Annotated in this window: 17 protein-coding genes and 4 tRNA genes; 16 read left to right on the top strand and 5 right to left on the bottom strand. The window is 61.2% G+C overall.

The window, feature by feature from the left end:
• The first annotated feature begins 38 nt into the window (after positions 1-38).
• The 7 genes from alaS (at position 39) to EGJ86_RS07760 (ending at position 5,123) form a co-directional block, all read left to right on the top strand.
• A complete protein-coding gene (gene alaS / locus EGJ86_RS07790; protein WP_106733836.1) occupies positions 39-2,663 on the top strand; it encodes an alanine--tRNA ligase in 2,625 nt (874 codons plus the stop codon).
• 102 nt (positions 2,664-2,765) lie between these two features.
• Positions 2,766-4,004, top strand: a complete 1,239-nt coding sequence (locus EGJ86_RS07785; protein WP_125834673.1) for an aspartate kinase — start codon at positions 2,766-2,768, stop codon at positions 4,002-4,004.
• A 191-nt stretch (positions 4,005-4,195) separates the two neighbouring features.
• Positions 4,196-4,381, top strand: coding sequence for a carbon storage regulator CsrA (gene csrA, locus EGJ86_RS07780; RefSeq protein ID WP_003244478.1), 186 nt, complete (start codon positions 4,196-4,198; stop codon positions 4,379-4,381).
• 61 nt (positions 4,382-4,442) lie between these two features.
• Positions 4,443-4,533: transfer RNA gene (locus EGJ86_RS07775), tRNA-Ser, on the top strand.
• A 216-nt stretch (positions 4,534-4,749) separates the two neighbouring features.
• Positions 4,750-4,826, top strand: a tRNA-Arg gene (locus tag EGJ86_RS07770).
• 72 nt (positions 4,827-4,898) lie between these two features.
• A tRNA-Arg gene (locus EGJ86_RS07765) sits at positions 4,899-4,975 on the top strand.
• Positions 4,976-5,046: 71 nt separating this feature from the next.
• A tRNA-Arg gene (locus tag EGJ86_RS07760) sits at positions 5,047-5,123 on the top strand.
• A 44-nt stretch (positions 5,124-5,167) separates the two neighbouring features.
• Here the strand turns inward: EGJ86_RS07760 and bamE are convergent.
• Positions 5,168-5,662: an outer membrane protein assembly factor BamE gene (bamE, locus tag EGJ86_RS25300; RefSeq protein ID WP_125834672.1), complete on the bottom strand. Its 495-nt coding sequence runs from the start codon at positions 5,660-5,662 to the stop codon at positions 5,168-5,170.
• Positions 5,663-5,985: 323 nt separating this feature from the next.
• Between bamE and mgtE the strand changes: the two genes are divergently transcribed.
• Positions 5,986-7,428, top strand: coding sequence for a magnesium transporter (gene mgtE, locus EGJ86_RS07750; protein WP_099525211.1), 1,443 nt, complete (start codon positions 5,986-5,988; stop codon positions 7,426-7,428).
• Here the strand turns inward: mgtE and EGJ86_RS07745 are convergent, their stop codons facing one another.
• Genes EGJ86_RS07745 through EGJ86_RS07735 form a run of 3 tightly spaced genes read right to left on the bottom strand, consistent with a single transcriptional unit; the run spans position 7,429 to position 8,980 of the window.
• Complete coding sequence (locus EGJ86_RS07745) at positions 7,429-7,890, bottom strand: nuclear transport factor 2 family protein (RefSeq protein ID WP_106733839.1); 462 nt, start codon at positions 7,888-7,890, stop codon at positions 7,429-7,431. It lies immediately after the preceding gene.
• Between the two features lie 26 nt (positions 7,891-7,916).
• A complete protein-coding gene (locus EGJ86_RS07740) occupies positions 7,917-8,246 on the bottom strand; it encodes an Atu4866 domain-containing protein (protein ID WP_106733840.1) in 330 nt (109 codons plus the stop codon).
• A gap of 11 nt (positions 8,247-8,257) precedes the next feature.
• Positions 8,258-8,980: an SDR family oxidoreductase gene (locus EGJ86_RS07735; RefSeq protein WP_125834671.1), complete on the bottom strand. Its 723-nt coding sequence runs from the start codon at positions 8,978-8,980 to the stop codon at positions 8,258-8,260.
• Positions 8,981-9,155: 175 nt separating this feature from the next.
• On the opposite strand from EGJ86_RS07735, the gene EGJ86_RS07730 reads away from it, so the two are divergent.
• The 4 genes from EGJ86_RS07730 to EGJ86_RS07715 all read left to right on the top strand — a co-directional run bounded on the left by EGJ86_RS07730 (position 9,156) and on the right by EGJ86_RS07715 (position 13,460).
• Entirely contained in the window at positions 9,156-10,052 is an 897-nt protein-coding gene (locus EGJ86_RS07730) for an AraC family transcriptional regulator (protein ID WP_125834694.1), read from the top strand.
• A gap of 201 nt (positions 10,053-10,253) precedes the next feature.
• On the top strand, positions 10,254-10,511 hold the full coding sequence (locus EGJ86_RS07725) for an OadG family protein (protein ID WP_166432408.1): 258 nt from the start codon (positions 10,254-10,256) through the stop codon (positions 10,509-10,511).
• Between the two features lie 23 nt (positions 10,512-10,534).
• Complete coding sequence (oadA, locus tag EGJ86_RS07720) at positions 10,535-12,313, top strand: sodium-extruding oxaloacetate decarboxylase subunit alpha (RefSeq protein ID WP_125834670.1); 1,779 nt, start codon at positions 10,535-10,537, stop codon at positions 12,311-12,313.
• Positions 12,314-12,323: 10 nt separating this feature from the next.
• Positions 12,324-13,460, top strand: a complete 1,137-nt coding sequence (locus tag EGJ86_RS07715) for a sodium ion-translocating decarboxylase subunit beta (protein WP_099525217.1) — start codon at positions 12,324-12,326, stop codon at positions 13,458-13,460.
• An 80-nt stretch (positions 13,461-13,540) separates the two neighbouring features.
• On the opposite strand, the gene EGJ86_RS07710 is transcribed toward EGJ86_RS07715, so the two are convergent.
• Positions 13,541-13,867: an Arc family DNA-binding protein gene (locus tag EGJ86_RS07710; protein ID WP_003461866.1), complete on the bottom strand. Its 327-nt coding sequence runs from the start codon at positions 13,865-13,867 to the stop codon at positions 13,541-13,543.
• Between the two features lie 383 nt (positions 13,868-14,250).
• Here EGJ86_RS07710 and phnC point away from each other — a divergent pair, with 383 nt between their 5' ends.
• The 4 genes from phnC to phnF all read left to right on the top strand — a co-directional run bounded on the left by phnC (position 14,251) and on the right by phnF (position 17,729).
• Positions 14,251-15,075, top strand: a complete 825-nt coding sequence (phnC, locus tag EGJ86_RS07705; RefSeq protein WP_099525218.1) for a phosphonate ABC transporter ATP-binding protein — start codon at positions 14,251-14,253, stop codon at positions 15,073-15,075.
• Positions 15,076-15,129: 54 nt separating this feature from the next.
• Positions 15,130-16,131 (top strand): phosphonate ABC transporter substrate-binding protein, encoded by a 1,002-nt coding sequence (gene phnD, locus EGJ86_RS07700; protein ID WP_125834669.1) that lies wholly within the window; start codon positions 15,130-15,132, stop codon positions 16,129-16,131.
• 63 nt (positions 16,132-16,194) lie between these two features.
• Complete coding sequence (gene phnE, locus EGJ86_RS07695) at positions 16,195-16,986, top strand: phosphonate ABC transporter, permease protein PhnE (protein ID WP_125834668.1); 792 nt, start codon at positions 16,195-16,197, stop codon at positions 16,984-16,986.
• Between the two features lie 38 nt (positions 16,987-17,024).
• Positions 17,025-17,729, top strand: a complete 705-nt coding sequence (phnF, locus tag EGJ86_RS07690; protein ID WP_125834667.1) for a phosphonate metabolism transcriptional regulator PhnF — start codon at positions 17,025-17,027, stop codon at positions 17,727-17,729.
• Positions 17,730-17,736 lie beyond the last annotated feature (7 nt).

The following is a 17,736-nucleotide window of genomic DNA, read 5'->3' as shown; positions in this document are numbered from 1 at the left end:
CGGCTTTGCCGTGGCCGCCTGATTCCGTGGATATCCCTATGAAAAGCGCAGAAATCCGTGAAGCCTTCCTGAGCTTCTTCGAAGAAAAAGGGCACACCCGTGTCGCTTCCAGCTCGCTGATTCCGGCGAACGACCCAACCCTGCTGTTCACCAACGCGGGTATGAACCAGTTCAAGGACTGCTTCCTGGGCCTGGAAAAGCGCGCCTACACTCGCGCCACCACCAGCCAGAAGTGCGTGCGTGCCGGCGGTAAGCACAACGACCTGGAAAACGTCGGCTACACCGCGCGTCACCACACCTTCTTCGAAATGCTGGGCAACTTCAGCTTCGGCGACTATTTCAAACGCGATGCCATTCATTACGCCTGGGAATTCCTGACCTCCGACAAGTGGCTGAACCTGCCCAAGGAAAAGCTCTGGGTCACTGTCTACGCCACCGATGACGAAGCCTACGAGATCTGGACCAAGGAAGTTGGCATCCCCACCGAGCGCATGATCCGCATCGGCGACAACAAGGGTGCGCCGTACGCCTCCGACAACTTCTGGGCAATGGGTGATACCGGTCCGTGCGGCCCGTGCACCGAGATCTTCTTCGACCACGGCGAGCACATCTGGGGCGGCCCACCCGGCAGCCCGGAAGAAGATGGCGACCGCTACATCGAGATCTGGAACAACGTGTTCATGCAGTTCAACCGCACTGCAGATGGCGTGCTGCACCCGCTGCCGGCGCCGAGTGTGGACACCGGGATGGGCCTGGAGCGCATCAGCGCCGTGCTGCAGCACGTCAACTCGAACTACGAGATCGACCTGTTCCAGAACCTGTTGGCCGCCTCGGCCAAGGCCATCGGCTGCAGCAACGAAGGCCAGGCCTCGCTGAAAGTGGTGGCTGACCACATCCGTTCCTGCAGCTTCCTGATCGCCGACGGCGTGACTCCGTCCAACGAAGGCCGCGGCTACGTGCTGCGCCGCATCGTGCGTCGCGCCTGCCGTCACGGTAACAAGCTGGGCGCCAAGGGCAGCTTCTTCTACCAGATCGTCGCTGCGCTGGTGGCTGAGATGGGCGAAGCCTTCCCCGAGCTCAAACAGCAGCAGGCGCACATCGAGCGCGTGCTGAAGACCGAAGAAGAGCAGTTCGCCAAGACCCTGGAGCAGGGGCTGAAGATTCTCGAGCAGGATCTGGCCGGCCTGCAGGGCTCGGTAATCCCCGGCGACGTGGTGTTCAAGCTGTATGACACCTACGGTTTCCCCGTTGACCTGACTGCCGACATCGCCCGCGAGCGCGAGCTGTCAGTGGACGAAGAGGGCTTCGAGCGTGAAATGGAAGCGCAGCGCGAGCGCGCCCGTTCCGCCAGCGCCTTCGGCATGGACTACAACGCCCTGGTCAAGGTTGACAGCGACACCCGCTTCCTCGGTTACGAAGGCACCAGCGGCAGCGGCAAGATCATCGCTCTGTTCAAGGCCGGTGCTGCGGTCGACAGCCTCGCCGAAGGCGAAGAGGGCGTGGTGGTGCTGGATCAGACCCCGTTCTACGCCGAGTCCGGTGGCCAGATCGGCGACTGCGGCTACCTGGAAAGTGCTGGCGTGCGTTTCGACGTGCGCGACACCACCAAGGCCGGCGGTGCCTTCCTGCACCACGGCGTGGTGGCCAGGGGCGGTCTGAGCGTCGGCACCAGCGTCAAGGCCGAAGCCGAAGCCGGCGTGCGTCAGGCCACCGCGCTGAACCACTCCGCGACCCACCTGCTGCACGCCGCGCTGCGTCAGGTGTTGGGCGATCACGTCCAGCAGAAAGGTTCGCTGGTCGACAGTCAGCGTCTGCGTTTCGACTTCAGCCATTTTGAGGCGATCAAGCCCGAGCAGTTGAAGCAGCTGGAAGACATCGTCAACGCTGAGATTCGCAAGAACTCCGAGGTCGAGACCGAAGAAACCGACATCGAGACCGCCAAGTCCAAGGGCGCCATGGCGCTGTTCGGCGAGAAGTACGGTGATCAGGTACGTGTGCTGAGTATGGGCGGCGATTTCTCCGTCGAGCTGTGTGGCGGTACTCACGTATCGCGCACCGGCGACATCGGTCTGTTCAAGATCACCAGCGAAGGCGGCGTGGCCGCTGGCGTGCGTCGTATCGAAGCGGTCACTGGTGCCGCCGCGCTGGCCTGGCTCAACGGTGCCGAGGAACAGCTCAAGGAAGCCGCCTCCCTGGTCAAGGGCAGCCGCGACAACGTGCTGGACAAACTCTCGGCCCTGATCGAGCGCAACCGTCAGCTGGAAAAGGAGCTGGAGCAGCTCAAGGCCAAGGCCGCCAGCGCTGCTGGCAATGACCTGGCTGGTTCGGCCGTGGACGTGAAGGGCACCAAGGTGCTGGCTGCGCGTCTCGATGGTCTGGACGGCAAGGCGCTGCTGGCGCTGGTCGACCAACTGAAGAACAAGCTGGGCAGCGCTGTGATCCTGCTCGGCGGCGTGTTCGACGAGAAGGTGGTACTGGTCGCCGGTGTGACCCAGGACCTGACTGCCAAGCTCAAGGCCGGTGACCTGATGAAGCAGGCCGCCGCAGCAGTGGGCGGCAAGGGTGGTGGTCGCCCAGACATGGCCCAGGGTGGCGGCGTCGATGCCGGCAAGCTGGATGAAGCCCTGGCCCTGGCCGCAACCCTGGTCGAGCAGGCTTCGTAACGAGCGAGAAAGCGGGGCCCGCAGTGCGTCCGGCGGGCCTTGGCAGTATGACCCGATGCGGGTTTAATGGGCGCCCTTCGAGGAATCAGGCGGCTTTTTGAAATGGCTTTGATCGTACAGAAGTTTGGGGGCACCTCCGTCGGCACCATCGAGCGTATCGCGCAGGTGGCCGACAAGGTGAAGAAGTTCCGCGAGAACGGTGACGACATCGTCGTCGTGGTTTCCGCCATGAGCGGCGAAACCAACCGCCTGATCGATCTGGCCAAACAGATCACCGATGGCGAGCCGGTTGCGCGTGAGCTGGATGTGATGGTGTCCACCGGTGAGCAGGTGACCATTGCCCTGTTGGCCATGGCGCTGATCAAGCGCGGCGTGCCGGCGGTGTCCTACACCGGCAACCAGGTGCGCATCCTCACCGACAGCGCGCACAACAAGGCGCGCATTCTGCAGATCGATGACCAGAAGATTCACGCCGACCTCAAGGCTGGTCGCGTCGTTGTGGTCGCAGGTTTCCAGGGCGTCGACGAACACGGCAACATCACCACCCTGGGTCGTGGCGGTTCCGATACCACCGGTGTGGCCCTGGCCGCGGCGCTGAAAGCCGAGGAGTGCCAGATCTACACCGACGTCGATGGTGTCTACACCACCGACCCACGTGTGGTGCCCAAGGCCCAGCGCCTGGAAAAGATCACCTTCGAAGAAATGCTGGAAATGGCCAGCCTCGGTTCCAAGGTGCTGCAGATTCGTTCGGTGGAATTCGCCGGCAAGTACAATGTCCCGCTGCGCGTTCTGCACAGCTTCCAGGAGGGCCCGGGCACCCTCATTACCCTTGATGAAGAGGAATCCATGGAACAGCCGATCATTTCCGGCATCGCTTTCAACCGCGACGAAGCCAAGCTGACCATCCGTGGGGTGCCGGATATCCCTGGCATCGCCTTCAAGATTCTCGGCCCGATCAGCGCCGCCAACATCGAAGTGGACATGATCGTGCAGAACGTTTCGCACGATAACACCACCGATTTCACCTTCACCGTTCATCGCAACGACTACAACAATGCCCTGAGCGTGCTGCAGAAGACCGCAGACGAGCTGGGCGCTCGTGAAGTGGTCGGCGACACCAACATTGCCAAGGTGTCCATCGTCGGTGTCGGTATGCGTTCCCACGCCGGTGTTGCCAGTCGCATGTTCGAGGCCCTGGCCAAGGAGACCATCAATATCCAGATGATCTCCACCTCCGAGATCAAGGTGTCCGTGGTGATCGAAGAGAAGTATCTGGAGCTGGCGGTACGCGCACTGCATACCGCCTTCGAGCTGGATGCTCCGGCCCGGCAGGGCGAGTGATTCCACTGATTTGAAAGGCGCGGCTGGTTCCGCGCCTTTCGTCTTTTTGACTTGCATGCGGGAACTTTCTTTCTGCGCGGGCTGGTCAATACTTGGGTGGAGGCTTTCGGGCTTGATTTAGCGGGAAGCCGGCACCATTTTCTTTTTTGCAGACTGTTGTCCTGAAAAATGTAATCCGTGAGGAGAAAGGAATGCTGATTCTGACTCGCCGGGTCGGAGAGACCCTAATGGTCGGTGATGATGTGACTGTCACCGTGTTGGGTGTGAAAGGTAACCAGGTGCGCATTGGTGTCAATGCGCCGAAGGAGGTTGCCGTGCACCGTGAAGAAATCTACCAGCGCATCCAGAAAGAGAAGGGTGACGAACCAAGCCACTAATTTTTCTACAAATTTTTGTTTGCAAACGGGGAAAACATGTTTATCATGCGCCCCGTGTTGCGGAGAGGTGGCCGAGTGGCCGAAGGCGCTCCCCTGCTAAGGGAGTACACCTCAAAAGGGTGTCGGGGGTTCGAATCCCCCCTTCTCCGCCATTATTCAGCGAGTCAGGCGTAAGTCGGGCTGGCGAATCAACCAGAGGTGATCTGGTATAAAAGCACCAAAGATCTCGCGAAAGCGTAGCGAGCGAAGGGTAGGCGAGGCGAGGCGAAAGCGAGCGAAGAAGCGCAGTTTAGTTTTCTAAATGAGCATTCTGAGTTCGGTTTCAACGAAGCATACCCAAGCGCAGTAGCTTTCGAGTGATCTGTAACGGACTCATAGCTCAGCTGGATAGAGTACTCGGCTACGAACCGAGCGGTCGGAGGTTCGAATCCTCCTGAGTCCGCCATATTCAAATGGCTTGCATCGTTGCAAGCCATTTTGTTTCAACCAGCGGTGATCTGGTCAAAAAGCGCCAAATGGACTCATAGCTCAGCTGGATAGAGTACTCGGCTACGAACCGAGCGGTCGGAGGTTCGAATCCTCCTGAGTCCGCCATATTAAATGGCTTGCATCGTTGCAAGCCATTTTGTTTCAGCCAGTGGTGATCTGGTCAAAAAGCGCCAAATGGACTCATAGCTCAGCTGGATAGAGTACTCGGCTACGAACCGAGCGGTCGGAGGTTCGAATCCTCCTGAGTCCGCCATACCGAAAGGGCCTGCAGCAATGCAGGCCCTTTTTCTTTGTGCGTTATTTCTTCACGCAGCCGGCTTCGTCGAAGCTGACCTGTCGGCTGTTCCCGCCTTTGCGTTTCTCTCGGTAATGGTAGCGCTGCTGCCCATTGCTGCTGGTGACTCTGTCTGGCTTGCCCAGGCTGCTTTCCACGTCGGCGCGGCTCATGCCGAGGCGGACTTCCTTGCGGATGATCGCCTGGCGTCTCTCGCTGCTGGTCAGCAGGTTGTCGCAACCATCGTCCTGTTGGCCAACGATGACCAGCTCGCCACTGCCGGCCGAGGTGGTTGCCGCACGCCGGCCTGGGTCCGCGAGAGGGATTGCCTTGCCGCTGCTGGGGGTGTGGTTGCGTGCATCCTGCACGTGCTGCTCTTGATCGTCGGCGCAGCCGTGGCGGGTGAAGGTGACATGGCCATTTGCACTCACGCAGCGGAACACACTGGCCGCCGAGCTGTCTGCAATAGGGTAGAGAAATGCAGCGGCCAATAGCGCTGCGAAATGCAGTCCTCGCATGAGTCGTCCTCCCTGACGTTTGCCTGCTTCAGGTTAGACCGTTTTTTCGTACTCGCCAGGGTGTCCTGACGCGGGTAGCTGGCGTCGCATAGCCAGGTTTTCATGCGAGATCGAAGTTTGCGATGCAAGCAATTGTTCTTGCCGCGCTTTTGTCACGTACAAAGCTGTTTTGCGGTGTTATGATTCGCCGCGTCAGCCCCGCCGGGGCTTGTGGAATACCACCATGGACTTACCCAGTAGTTACTCAATACTCCCCTCGCACAATCGTGTAAGACCTGATTGATCCCCTTTGGCGTGCCCGCCAACTGGGGGTGGAGCGCGCTATGACAGAAGTAGAAGCCAAAAAGCCGCAAGAGAGCTTGCAGGATCGCCTGGCCCAGGTGATCGAACTGCTGCATCGGCACAAACTGGTCGAAGACCTGACTCACCGTCAGGAAGGCCAGCATCACGACCGGGTCGAGAACCTGGTACATCGTCAGAATCTCGTCGAGCTGCAGCGCAAGCTCGAAGATCTGCACCCTGCGGATATCGCCCATATCCTCGAAGCCCTGCCGCTCGATGAGCGTCTGACCGTCTGGCAACTGGTCAAGGCCGAGCGCGATGGCGACATCCTGCTGGAAGTCTCCGACGCGGTACGAGAAACCCTGATCGCCGACATGGACGATCACGAGATTCTCGCTGCAGCCAAGGACATGGACGCCGACGAACTCGCTGACCTGGCCCCGGAACTGCCGCGCGACGTCGTTCATGAGCTGATGGAGTCGCTCGACGCTCAGCAGCGTGAGCGTGTGCGCTCGGCCCTGTCCTACGAAGAGGATCAGGTCGGCGCGCTAATGGACTTCGAGATGGTCACCATCCGCGAAGACGTCAGCCTGGAAGTGGTTCTGCGTTACCTGCGCCGCCTGAAGGAGCTGCCGGGCCATACCGACAAGCTGTTCGTGGTCGATTACGACGGCGTGCTCAAGGGTGTGCTGCCGATCAAGCGTTTGCTGGTCAATGATCCGGAGAAGCAGGTCGGCGAAGTAATGGCCGACGATCCGGTGAGTTTCCACCCGGACGAGGACGGCTACGACGCCGCTCAGGCGTTCGAGCGTTACGACCTGATTTCCGCCCCGGTGGTGGACAAGAACGGCAAGCTGATCGGCCGTCTGACCATCGACGAGATGGTCGACCTGATCCGTGAGGAAAGTGAAAGCGAAGTGCTGAACATGGCCGGTCTGCGCGAGGAGGAAGACATCTTCGCCTCGGTGTGGAAGTCGGTGCGCAACCGTTGGGCCTGGCTGGCGATCAACCTGGTCACCGCGTTCCTGGCGTCGCGGGTGATCGGCCTGTTCGAAGGCTCGATCGAGAAGCTGGTGGCGCTGGCGGCGCTGATGCCCATCGTTGCCGGTATCGGCGGCAACTCGGGCAACCAGACCATCACCATGATCGTACGCGCCATGGCGCTGGATCAGGTCAGCACCGGCAATACCAAGCGTTTGGTACGCAAGGAACTGGGGGTTTCCCTGATCAATGGCATCCTCTGGGGTGGTGTGATCGGCGCCGTTGCCTATGGGCTTTACGGTAGTTGGTCGCTGGGCGTGGTGATGACCGCGGCAATGACCCTCAACCTGTTGCTGGCGGCGTTGATGGGCGTGCTGATCCCCATGACCCTGGCACGCCTGGGGCGTGACCCGGCCATGGGGGCCAGTGTGATGATCACCGCCATGACCGACAGCGGTGGTTTCTTCATCTTCCTGGGGCTGGCGTCGATCTTCCTGCTGTAATCAGTTCATCAGCTCGACCAGCCGCCAGGTATCGAGAAAGGCCGTGACCCGAGTGATCCGGCCATTCTCCAGCTGCATGTGCCAGGAGTAGCTGTTCTCGTAGCGGCTGCCGTCCTTGGCAGTCGCCTCGCCATCCCAGTGCACGACCACGTAAGGCCCTTGCGCCACTATCTGGCGAACGGTGGGTACGATGGGCGTGGCCAGTTTGTCAGTGATGGGTTTGACGGCATCTTCCATGAACGCCTCACGCGTGCGGTAAGTCCCGGAGGACGGGCTGCTACCGGCCACGACCCAGACGGCGTCATCGGCGAGCAACTGGAAGATACCGCCCTGGCCGGCGCGCCAATCATCGAAGGCTTTCTGAATCACTGCCTGATTGGCCGCGGTGTTGTCGTTTGCCCAGGCCGGGAAGCAGAGTGAGGCGCTCAGTAGCAGTGCGATGATGATTTTTTGCGTGTTCATGGTTTTTTCCTTGGCTGATGGGGGCGTTACTCGTCAGTTGAGGTGTTCTTGCGGCGCAGCACCATGCCGCCGTGATAGAGCACGTCGTCGATGAATTCACCGTCGGCGGTAAAGCCGGTGTCGTCGACGTAGTCGATGTGGTTGCCGGTGACGTGGTAGTTGCCCTGGTAGGCGCTCTCGCGATTCCCGCGTGCCTCGTCATAACGGCCGTTGGCCAATAGCTCATGGCGGACATGGCCGTCGTCCGTTACCCACATGCCAACATAAGGATGTGAGAGCTTGGGCTCTGCCATTACCGCGTCGGGTAGCAGGGCACCGCTGATCAGCATTGCCGCGACGGTGTTCTTCGCTGACATGGTGGTCTCCATCAATAGGGGCTGGCGGTTGGGCGCACGATCAGCTCGCTGACGTCGACGTCATCGGGCTGTTCGACTGCATAGGCCACGGCGCGGGCGATGGCGTCTGGAGTGATGGCGACGCGACGGAAAGCTTTCATCGCCTCGCGCGCACTGGCATCGGAAATGCTGTCTGCCAGTTCGGACTCGACCACGCCGGGGCAGATGGTAGTGACACGTATACGCTCGCTTTCCTGGCGCAGGCCGTCGGAAATCGCCCAGACGGCATACTTGGTGGCGCAGTAGACCGCTGCTGTCGGCGATACGGCGTGGGCGCCGATGGAGGCGATATTGATGACCTGGCCGCGCCCGCGCTCTTCCATGCCTGGTAGTACGGCGGCAATACCATGCAGCACGCCCCTTATGTTGACGTCGATCATGCGGTCCCACTCGTCCACCTTCAGGGCATTGAGCGGTGACAGCGGCATGACTCCGGCATTGTTGATGATCACGTCGACGGGGCCGTGCTGCGCTTCGGCATATTCAACGAAGGCCTGCATCTCATGCAGTTGGCTGACGTCGAGGGTGAGGCAGTAGGCGTGCTGACCTTGTGCTTGCAGTTCTTCTACCAGCACCTGCAGGCGCTCGATGCGCCTGGCGCCGAGTACCACGTGATGGCCCAGGCTTGCCAGGTGTCTGGCGATGGCTTCGCCGATACCGCTACTGGCACCGGTGACGAGGATGACTTTGCTCATGTCGATCTCCATTGCGTTCTGGAGAGTCCATGCTAGGCAGGGGGCGGCCGGCTGCTAAGTCTCGTTACTCTTTCGATATTGCCTGTTTCTATTGAATGCTTCCTACAATGTCCGGGTATTGATAACGATTCGAAAGCGGCGCATGAGCATGAGTCCTGAGAGCATCAAGCAGCGCATGGTCGAGCTGATGCTGCGCTTGGCCCCCGAGGAGGGGTACACCGCGGCGCAGCTCGACGGCGTTACCTTCATGCGCTCCAATCGCTCGCTACCGGTTACCCCGGCACTGTATGAGCCGAGCATCGTGATCGTGATCCAGGGGCGCAAGAGCGGGCTGCACGACGGCAACCTGTACGTTTACGACGCGCAGCACTATCTGGTGCTGGCGCTGCCTTTACCATTTTCCATCGAGACCGAGGCCAGCGCCGAAGAGCCGATGCTGGGTGTGGCGCTGCGTGTCGAGCCGCTGTTGGTGGCCGAGCTGGTCATGGATCGGGACGAGCCCCAGCCCACTCAACCGGCAACGCTTTATTCCAGCCCGATCGATGCACACTTGAGTGATGCCACGTTGCGCCTGCTGGAGGCGCTGGCTGACCCTGACGAGGTGCGCCTGCTCGGCCCATCGATTCTGCGTGAGATCGTCTTTCGCGTGCTGCAGGGTGAGCAGGGCAATGGCCTGCGCGCGACCCTGGCGCAGAACAGCCATTTCGGTCGTATCGCTCGCGTCCTGCAGCGGATTCACCGGGATTATCAGGAGTCGCTCGATGTGCCTTCGCTGGCTGAGATCGCCAGCATGAGCGTTCCGGTCTTCCATGTGCACTTCAAAGCGATGACCAGTCGCTCGCCGCTGCAGTACCTCAAGGCCATTCGCCTGCATCAGGCGCGCCTGCTGATGATCCGCAACGACATGAGTGCGCTCAGTGCAGCGCAGCGCGTCGGGTATGGAAGTCCGTCGCAGTTCAGTCGAGAGTTCAAGCGCCTGTTCGGGCGTACCCCTGGCGATGAGACGCGTCACTTCAAGACCCTGCTGAGGCTTGCTCCTGCCGTTGCTGGCGTGGCGCGCTCCGCATCCTGATACTTCCCTCGCAGGGCCTTTCTGCTTCTTTGGTAGTGGATGCCGATAAACCACTACATAAATAGCCCGTGCGGCCCTTTTGGCGTTTGCTTCAAACGCTCGTTTCACGCTAAGGTTCGCCAGCTTTGCCCAGGCGCTGACGCTGGGCGCTCCTAATCAATAATGAACGCAGCCCGCGAGCTGCTGGCCAAAGGAGCCAAGATGACCCCCAGTGAACTGCTGCTCGAGGGTGTCGAACTCATGCTGTTCGGCATGGGCTTCGTCTTTGTCTTTCTGGTGTTGCTGGTGGGTGTGGTCAGTCTGATGTCACGGCTGATCGCGACCTTCGCTCCGCCCGCGCCGAGCCCGGCCATTTCTTCTCCAGCACCGAGTGCCAGGTCGGCCAGCCATGAGCCGGACGCAGCAACACTGGCCGCCATCCAATCCGCCATTGCCCAGCACCGCGCACGCCGCGGTTGATCAGGTTCAGAGGGAGTACCTGCATGACTGCCGTGAAACAAGCACTCGGAATCACCGATGTGGTGCTGCGTGATGCGCATCAGTCGATCCTGGCGACGCGTGTTCGTCTTGAAGACATGCTGCCGATCGCGCCCAAGCTCGATCAGGTGGGCTTCTGGTCGGTGGAGTCCTGGGGTGGCGCGACTTTCGATGCCTGCATTCGTTATCTCGGCGAAGATCCCTGGGAGCGTATCCGCGAGCTGAAGAAGGCCATGCCCAATACCCGCCAGCAGATGCTGTTGCGCGGGCAGAACCTGTTGGGCTACCGCCACTACGCCGATGACGTGGTGGAAAAATTCGTCGAGCGTGCCGCCGTCAACGGCGTCGATGTGTTTCGCGTATTCGATGCGATGAACGATCCGCGCAACCTGGAGACGGCGCTCAAGGCCGTCAAACAGCAGGGCAAGCACGCCCAGGGCACCATCTCCTACACCACCAGCCCGGTGCATACGCTGGACATGTGGGTCGATCTGGCCAAGCAGATCGAAGACATGGGCGCCGATTCGGTGGCGATCAAGGACATGGCCGGGATTCTTACGCCTTACACGGCGTTCGAGCTGGTCTCACGTCTGAAGGCCAGCCTGGCCATTCCGATTCATATGCAGTGTCACGCCACGGCTGGGCTGTCGTCGGTGGCCATCCTGAAGGCGGTGGAAGCGGGCATCGACAACGTCGACACCGCAATTTCTTCTCTGTCGATGACCTACGGTCATTCGCCGACCGAGTCGGTGGTGGCGATGTTCCAGAACACCGAGCGCGACACCGGGCTCAACCTGGAGCTGCTGGAAGAAATCGCCGCGTACTTTCGCGAGGTGCGCAAGAAATACGCGAAATTCGAGGGCAACCTCAAGGGCGTCGACTCGCGCATCCTGGTGGCCCAGGTGCCGGGCGGTATGCTCACCAACATGGAAAGCCAGCTGAAAGAGCAGGGCGCCCAGGACCAGTTCGACCAGGTGCTGGCCGAGATTCCGCGCGTGCGTGAAGACCTCGGTTTTATCCCGCTGGTGACCCCGACGTCGCAGATTGTCGGCACTCAGGCGGTGATCAACGTGCTCACTGGCGAGCGCTACAAGTCCATCACCAAGGAGACCGCGGGTGTGCTCAAGGGCGAGTATGGCGCAGCCCCTGCTCCCTTCAATGCCGAGCTGCAGGCCCGTGTGCTCGATGGTGCCGAGGCCATCACCTGCCGTCCGGCCGACCTGCTCGAGGCCGAGATGGACAAGCTGACCGCCGAACTCAAGGGCATCGCTCAGGAGAAAGGCATCAAGTTGGCCGCCGACGAAATCGACGACGTCCTGACCTACGCGCTATTCCCGCAGATCGGTTTGAAATTCCTGGAGAATCGCGGCAATCCGGCGGCCTTCGAGCCCGCTCCGACTGGTAAGGAAATGCCGGCTCGCGAGGCTGGCAAACCTGAGGTCTACACCGTCGAGGTCAATGGCAAGTCGTTTGTCGTGCAGGTGAGCGACGGCGGCGATATCGAGGGAATCAAGCCTGTCGGTGGCGCGGCGAGCGCTACACCGGCGGCTACTCCGGCTGCAGTGGATGGCGGCGAGCCGCAGGCGGCACCGCTGGCTGGCAATATCTTCAAGGTGCTGGTGCAGCCAGGCCAGGCCGTGGAGGAAGGCGAGTTGGTGATCATTCTCGAGGCGATGAAGATGGAAACCGAGATTCGCGCCTTCAAGGCCGGTACTGTCGGTGCCGTCAACGTCAAGGTCGGCGATACCGTGGTAGTAGGCGCTAGCCTGCTGACCATCGGCTGAGGGGCGCATAATGGAAAAGCTGCTCAAGCTCTGGCAGAGCACCGGCCTGTATCACCTGGAACCCGGTCAGGCGTTCATGATCGCGGTGTGCATACTGCTGATCTACCTGGCGATCAAGAAAGGCTTCGAGCCTTTGCTGTTGATTCCTATCGGCTTCGGCGGGCTGATGTCGAACATTCCGGTGGCCAACATGGCGGAGGGGGCGGGTTTTCTGCACCTGATCTATGAAGTGGGGCTGCCGACCAGCATCTTCCCATTGCTGATCTTCCTCGGCGTCGGCGCCATGACCGATTTCGGTCCGATGCTGGCCAACCCCAAAACACTGCTGTTGGGTGCTGCTGCGCAGTTCGGTATTTTCGGTACGCTGCTCGGCGCCTTGGCACTGACTGCGTTGGGTATTCCCGGTATGGAGTTCACCCTCAAGGAGGCTGCCTCCATCGCCATCATTGGCGGTGCTGACGGCCCGACCTCGATCTTCGTGACCTCCAAGCTGGCGCCGCATCTACTTGGTCCTATTGCAGTTGCGGCCTATGCCTACATGGCGTTGGTGCCCTTGATTCAGCCGCCGATCATGCGCGCCCTGACCACCAAGGAAGAGCGCGCCATCGTCATGCAGCAGCTACGTCCGGTGGGGCAGACCGAGAAAATCATTTTCCCCATCGTGCTATGCATTCTGATCGGGATGCTGCTGCCTGACGCCGCGCCGCTGATCGGTATGTTCGCCCTCGGCAACCTGCTGCGTGAGGCTGGGGTGGTCGAGCGTCTGGCTGATACCTCGCGCAATGCGCTGATCAATATCGTTACCATCTTCCTCGGTCTGACCGTGGGTTCGAAGCTGTCGGCCGAGGCTTTCCTGCAGCTCAAGACCCTGGGCATTCTGATGCTGGGCATGGTGGCGTTCTGCGCAGGTACGGCGGCCGGTGTATTGATGGCCAAGCTGATGAACGTGTTCAGCAGCAACAAGGTCAATCCGTTGATCGGTTCGGCGGGTGTGTCGGCCGTGCCGATGGCGGCTCGGGTATCGAACAAGGTCGGCCTGGAGGCCAACCCGCAGAACTTCCTGCTGATGCATGCCATGGGGCCGAACGTGGCTGGGGTGATCGGCTCGGCCGTGGCGGCGGGGGTACTGCTCAGCTTCGTTGGCTGAGCAAGGGATGTCATGACCGCCGTCAGGAATGGCAGGCAATAAAAAAACCGGCTCAAGGCCGGTTTTTTTATGGGCTCGCTTCAGGCTTCTTCGGCGGCCATTTCCACGTCGTGGGCAATCAGAGCGACCAGTGCATTCTGCTGGCGGCGCGACAACTGACGAAAACGCTGCAGCAATTCACGCTCATGGAGGCTCAGTTCGGGGCTGTCGAGGCGCAGGCTGAGATCGTCATCCAGAGCACCTTCCTGAAGCATGCTTTGCTCCAGACGGGCGATGATTTCCGAGTTCATGCTGCGGTGATGGTTGCGTGCTACGTCAGCGATACGCTCACGCATGCCATCTGGCAAGCGAACGACAAACTTGTCAGCCGTGCGGCTGGAATAAATAGCCTGTTTCATAGGGCGCATACATTACCGGTTAGTTCAGGGAGCGATACTGGTAGTCAGTGTCGAGATTGTCACCGGTTTGACAGTGTTTCGCACTAGCCGTTCAACCGGTACCGCGTTCTGCGTCATTATGACCTTCAGGTCATCTGAACAGTTCCTTGACGCCAAATACGTGTCACATTGTGATTCAGGTAGCGGCTTTATGCCAGCACCGATTGTCTGAAATGCGTGGTACTCGGCAGAACTCATCCTGTTGCTTCGCTCGAGCATAAAAGTTTCAAGTTTCGTTCACTCAATCGTCATCCCCGGTTCACGGGTCTGACACAGCGTGCGCCTACCTTGGTCTACACCAGAAGGCGCCGGCTAGCGGCCTTCTTATCGAAATGATAGTAGAGGGCCAGCACATGAGCGTAGCTATTCGAGTCGATCGTCTGAATAAAAGTTTCGGCCGCAAGCAGGCGCTGTTCGATCTGGCGCTATCCGTGCAGCCGGGCGAGATGGTGGCACTGATCGGTGCCTCGGGCTCGGGCAAGTCGACCCTGCTGCGGCATCTGGCCGGACTGGCGCGCGGTGACGCCGGTAGCATCGAAGTGCTTGGGCGCCAGGTGCAGAGCGACGGGCGCCTGAATGGCGATGTGCGCCGCCAGCGCGCCGATATCGGCTACATCTTCCAGCAGTTCAATCTGGTCGGCCGTCTCAGCGTGCTGCAGAACGTGCTGCTCGGCGGCCTGGGGCGCATGCCGCGTTGGCGTGGCAGCCTCAGCCTGTTCAATCCCGAAGAGAAGCAGCGTGCGCTGCAGGCGTTGGAGCGGGTAGGGCTGGCCGAGTTCGCCGCGCAACGTGCCTCGACCCTGTCCGGTGGCCAGCAGCAGCGCGTGGCCATCGCCCGTGCGCTGTGCCAGCAGGCCGAGGTGATTCTCGCCGATGAGCCGATCGCCTCGCTCGACCCGGAGTCGGCGCGCAAGGTGATGGAGATCCTCGCCGACATCAACCGTCGCGACGGCAAGACGGTGGTGGTGACCCTGCATCAGGTCGATTACGCGGTGCGCTATTGCCAGCGCGCCGTGGCGCTCAAGGGTGGGCGAATTCATTTCGACGGCCCGACCGCGGGCTTCAACCCCGATTTCCTCAATGACCTCTACGGCGGCGATCTCGATATCAGCCTGCTGCTGCCGCAAGGGCAGCGCCCACGGGCCGTGGAACGTCCGCTGACACTGGCCAAGGCCTGATCTCAGCACCCTCATTCGAAACAACAACGCCAACTAGCAACAGGAGTGTGCTCCATGTTCAAACGCATCGGCCAGGTGCTGGCTGCTTCCGCGCTCGTCACCGGTTCCCTGCTGGGCTCGGTCCAGGCCGCCGAGGAACTCAACTTCGGCATTATTTCCACCGAGTCTTCGCAGAACCTCAAGGCCATGTGGGATCCCTTCCTGGCTGACATGAGCAAGCAGACCGGGGTAAAGATCAACGCCTTCTTCGCGCCTGATTACGCCGGGATCATCCAGGGCATGCGCTTCGACAAGGTCGATGTGGCCTGGTATGGCAACAAGTCGGCGATGGAGGCGGTTGATCGCGCCGGTGGCGAGATCTTCGCCCAGACCGTGGCGGCCAACGGCGCGCAGGGTTACTACAGCCTGCTGGTGGCGCACAAGGACAGCTCGATCAACTCGGTCGAGGACATGCTCAAGAACGCCAAGAGCCTGACCTTCGCCAACGGCGACCCCAACTCCACCTCCGGCTACCTGGTACCGGGCTATTACGTGTTCGCCCAGAACAACGTCGACGCCGGCAAGGTCTTCAAGCGCTCGCTCAATGGCAGCCACGAGGTCAACGCGCTGTCGGTAGCCAACAAGCAGGTCGATGTCGGCACCTTCAACAGCGAGGGCATGGAGCGTCTTGAGGTGACCGCACCGGACAAGGCCGCGCAGCTCAAGGTGATCTGGCAATCGCCGCTGATCCCGTCCGACCCCATCGTCTGGCGCAAGAACCTGCCGCAGGAAACCCGCGACAAGCTGCGCAACTTCTTCATGACCTACGGCGCCAAACCGGAGGAGAAGAAGGTGCTCGAAGGCCTGCAGTGGGGCCAGTTCAAGCCTTCGGACAACGATCAGTTGCTGCCGATTCGTCAGCTCGAGCTGTTCAAGAAACGCACCGAAGTGGCCAACAACGACAAGCTCAAGGACGCCGACAAGCAGGCTCAGCTCAAGGAGCTGGACGCCGAGCTGGCCAAGCTCGAGCAGCGCATGGCCGAGCGTGAGAAGCAGGGCGGCGCCAGCGCCGGTTGATCCTGACAGCCCCTCGGTATCGACCGAGGGGCTGACTGCAGTCGTTTTCCCCGAGATGCCTTGATGACCACTTTGACCACCCATACCCCGACCGCCGATAGCAAACGCAGCTGGCTGCAACTGATCGGCTGGGGCCTGTTCTTCGCCGTGCTCGCCTGGTCCTGGCAGGGCGCGGAAATGAACCCGCTGGCGCTGGTGCGCGATGCCGGCAATATGGCCACCTTCGCCGCCGACTTCTTCCCGCCGGATTTCAGCAACTGGCAGCACTACCTCAAGGAGATGGTGGTCACCGTACAGATCGCCCTGTGGGGCACGGTGCTGGCCATTCTCTGCGCCATTCCACTGGGCATCCTCTGTTCCGAGAACATCGTGCCCTGGTGGGTGTACCAGCCGGTACGCCGGGTAATGGATGCCTGTCGTTCGATCAACGAAATGGTGTTCGCCATGCTCTTCGTCGTCGCGGTGGGCCTCGGCCCCTTCGCCGGCGTGCTGGCGCTGTTCATCAGCACCACCGGGGTGCTGGCCAAGCTGTTCGCCGAGGCGGTCGAAGCCATCGACCCTGGCCCGGTGGAGGGGGTGCGCGCCACCGGTGCCAGTGCCCTGCAGGAAGTGATCTTCGGCGTCATCCCACAGGTGTTGCCGCTGTGGATCTCCTACTCGCTGTACCGCTTCGAGTCCAACGTGCGCTCGGCCACCGTGGTCGGCATGGTCGGCGCCGGCGGCATCGGGGTGATTCTCTGGGAGGCGATTCGCGGCTTCCAGTTCGCCCAGACCTGCGCACTGCTGATCGTGATCATTCTGGTGGTGAGCGCCATCGACATCCTGTCACAGCGCCTGCGCAAGCTCTTTATCTGAAGGAGGAGGAGGGCGCCTGCGGGCGCCCTTTTCAAGCGATGAACTTGTCTAGACAAAGCGAACCGCTGTACCGCGAGCTGGCCGCCGTGTTGCGCGAAGACCTGCAACGCATGAGCCCGGGCGACTACCTGCCGGGCGAGATGCAACTGGCCGCACGTTTTTCCGTCAACCGCCACACCCTGCGCCGCGCGGTGGACGAGCTGGTGCTCGAAGGCCGCCTGCTGCGCCGCCAGGGCAAGGGCACCCAGGTGTTGGCCAAGCCGCTGGTGTATCCGGTGGAGGCGGGCAGTGCCTTCAGCCAGTCGCTGTCGGCGCTCGGCCACCGCGTTGAAGCAATACTGATCGAGTGCCTGCGCCGTAGCGGCAGCAGCGAGGAGTGCCGCCACCTGCAATTGCCCGATGGTAGCGAGCTGATCGAACTGGCCACCTTGCGCCTGCTCGACGGCCAGCCGCTGAGCCTGATCCGTCACCGTTTCTGCGCCAGCCTGGCGCCACTGTTGGCCGACTACCAGGGCGGTTCGTTGCGCCAGTACCTGGCCGAGCGCGACCTGCCGCTGGCGCGCACCTTCAGCCTGATCGGCGCACGCCTGCCCAGCCGCGACGAGGCCGCGCATCTGCTGATGCCGCGCCATGCGCCGCTGCTCAGCGTACTCACCCTGTCCCGCGATCCCGCTGGCCGGGCGGTGGAGCTGGCGCAGTCCAGCAGCCGCGCCGACCGCTTCCAGTACCAGGTAGCGACCTGATGGAGAC

The organism is Pseudomonas sp. o96-267 (genome assembly GCF_003935465.1).
In the GTDB taxonomy this organism is placed as follows: Bacteria; Pseudomonadota; Gammaproteobacteria; order Pseudomonadales; family Pseudomonadaceae; genus Aquipseudomonas; species Aquipseudomonas sediminis.
This window is presented reverse-complemented; position numbering and strand designations above follow the sequence as displayed.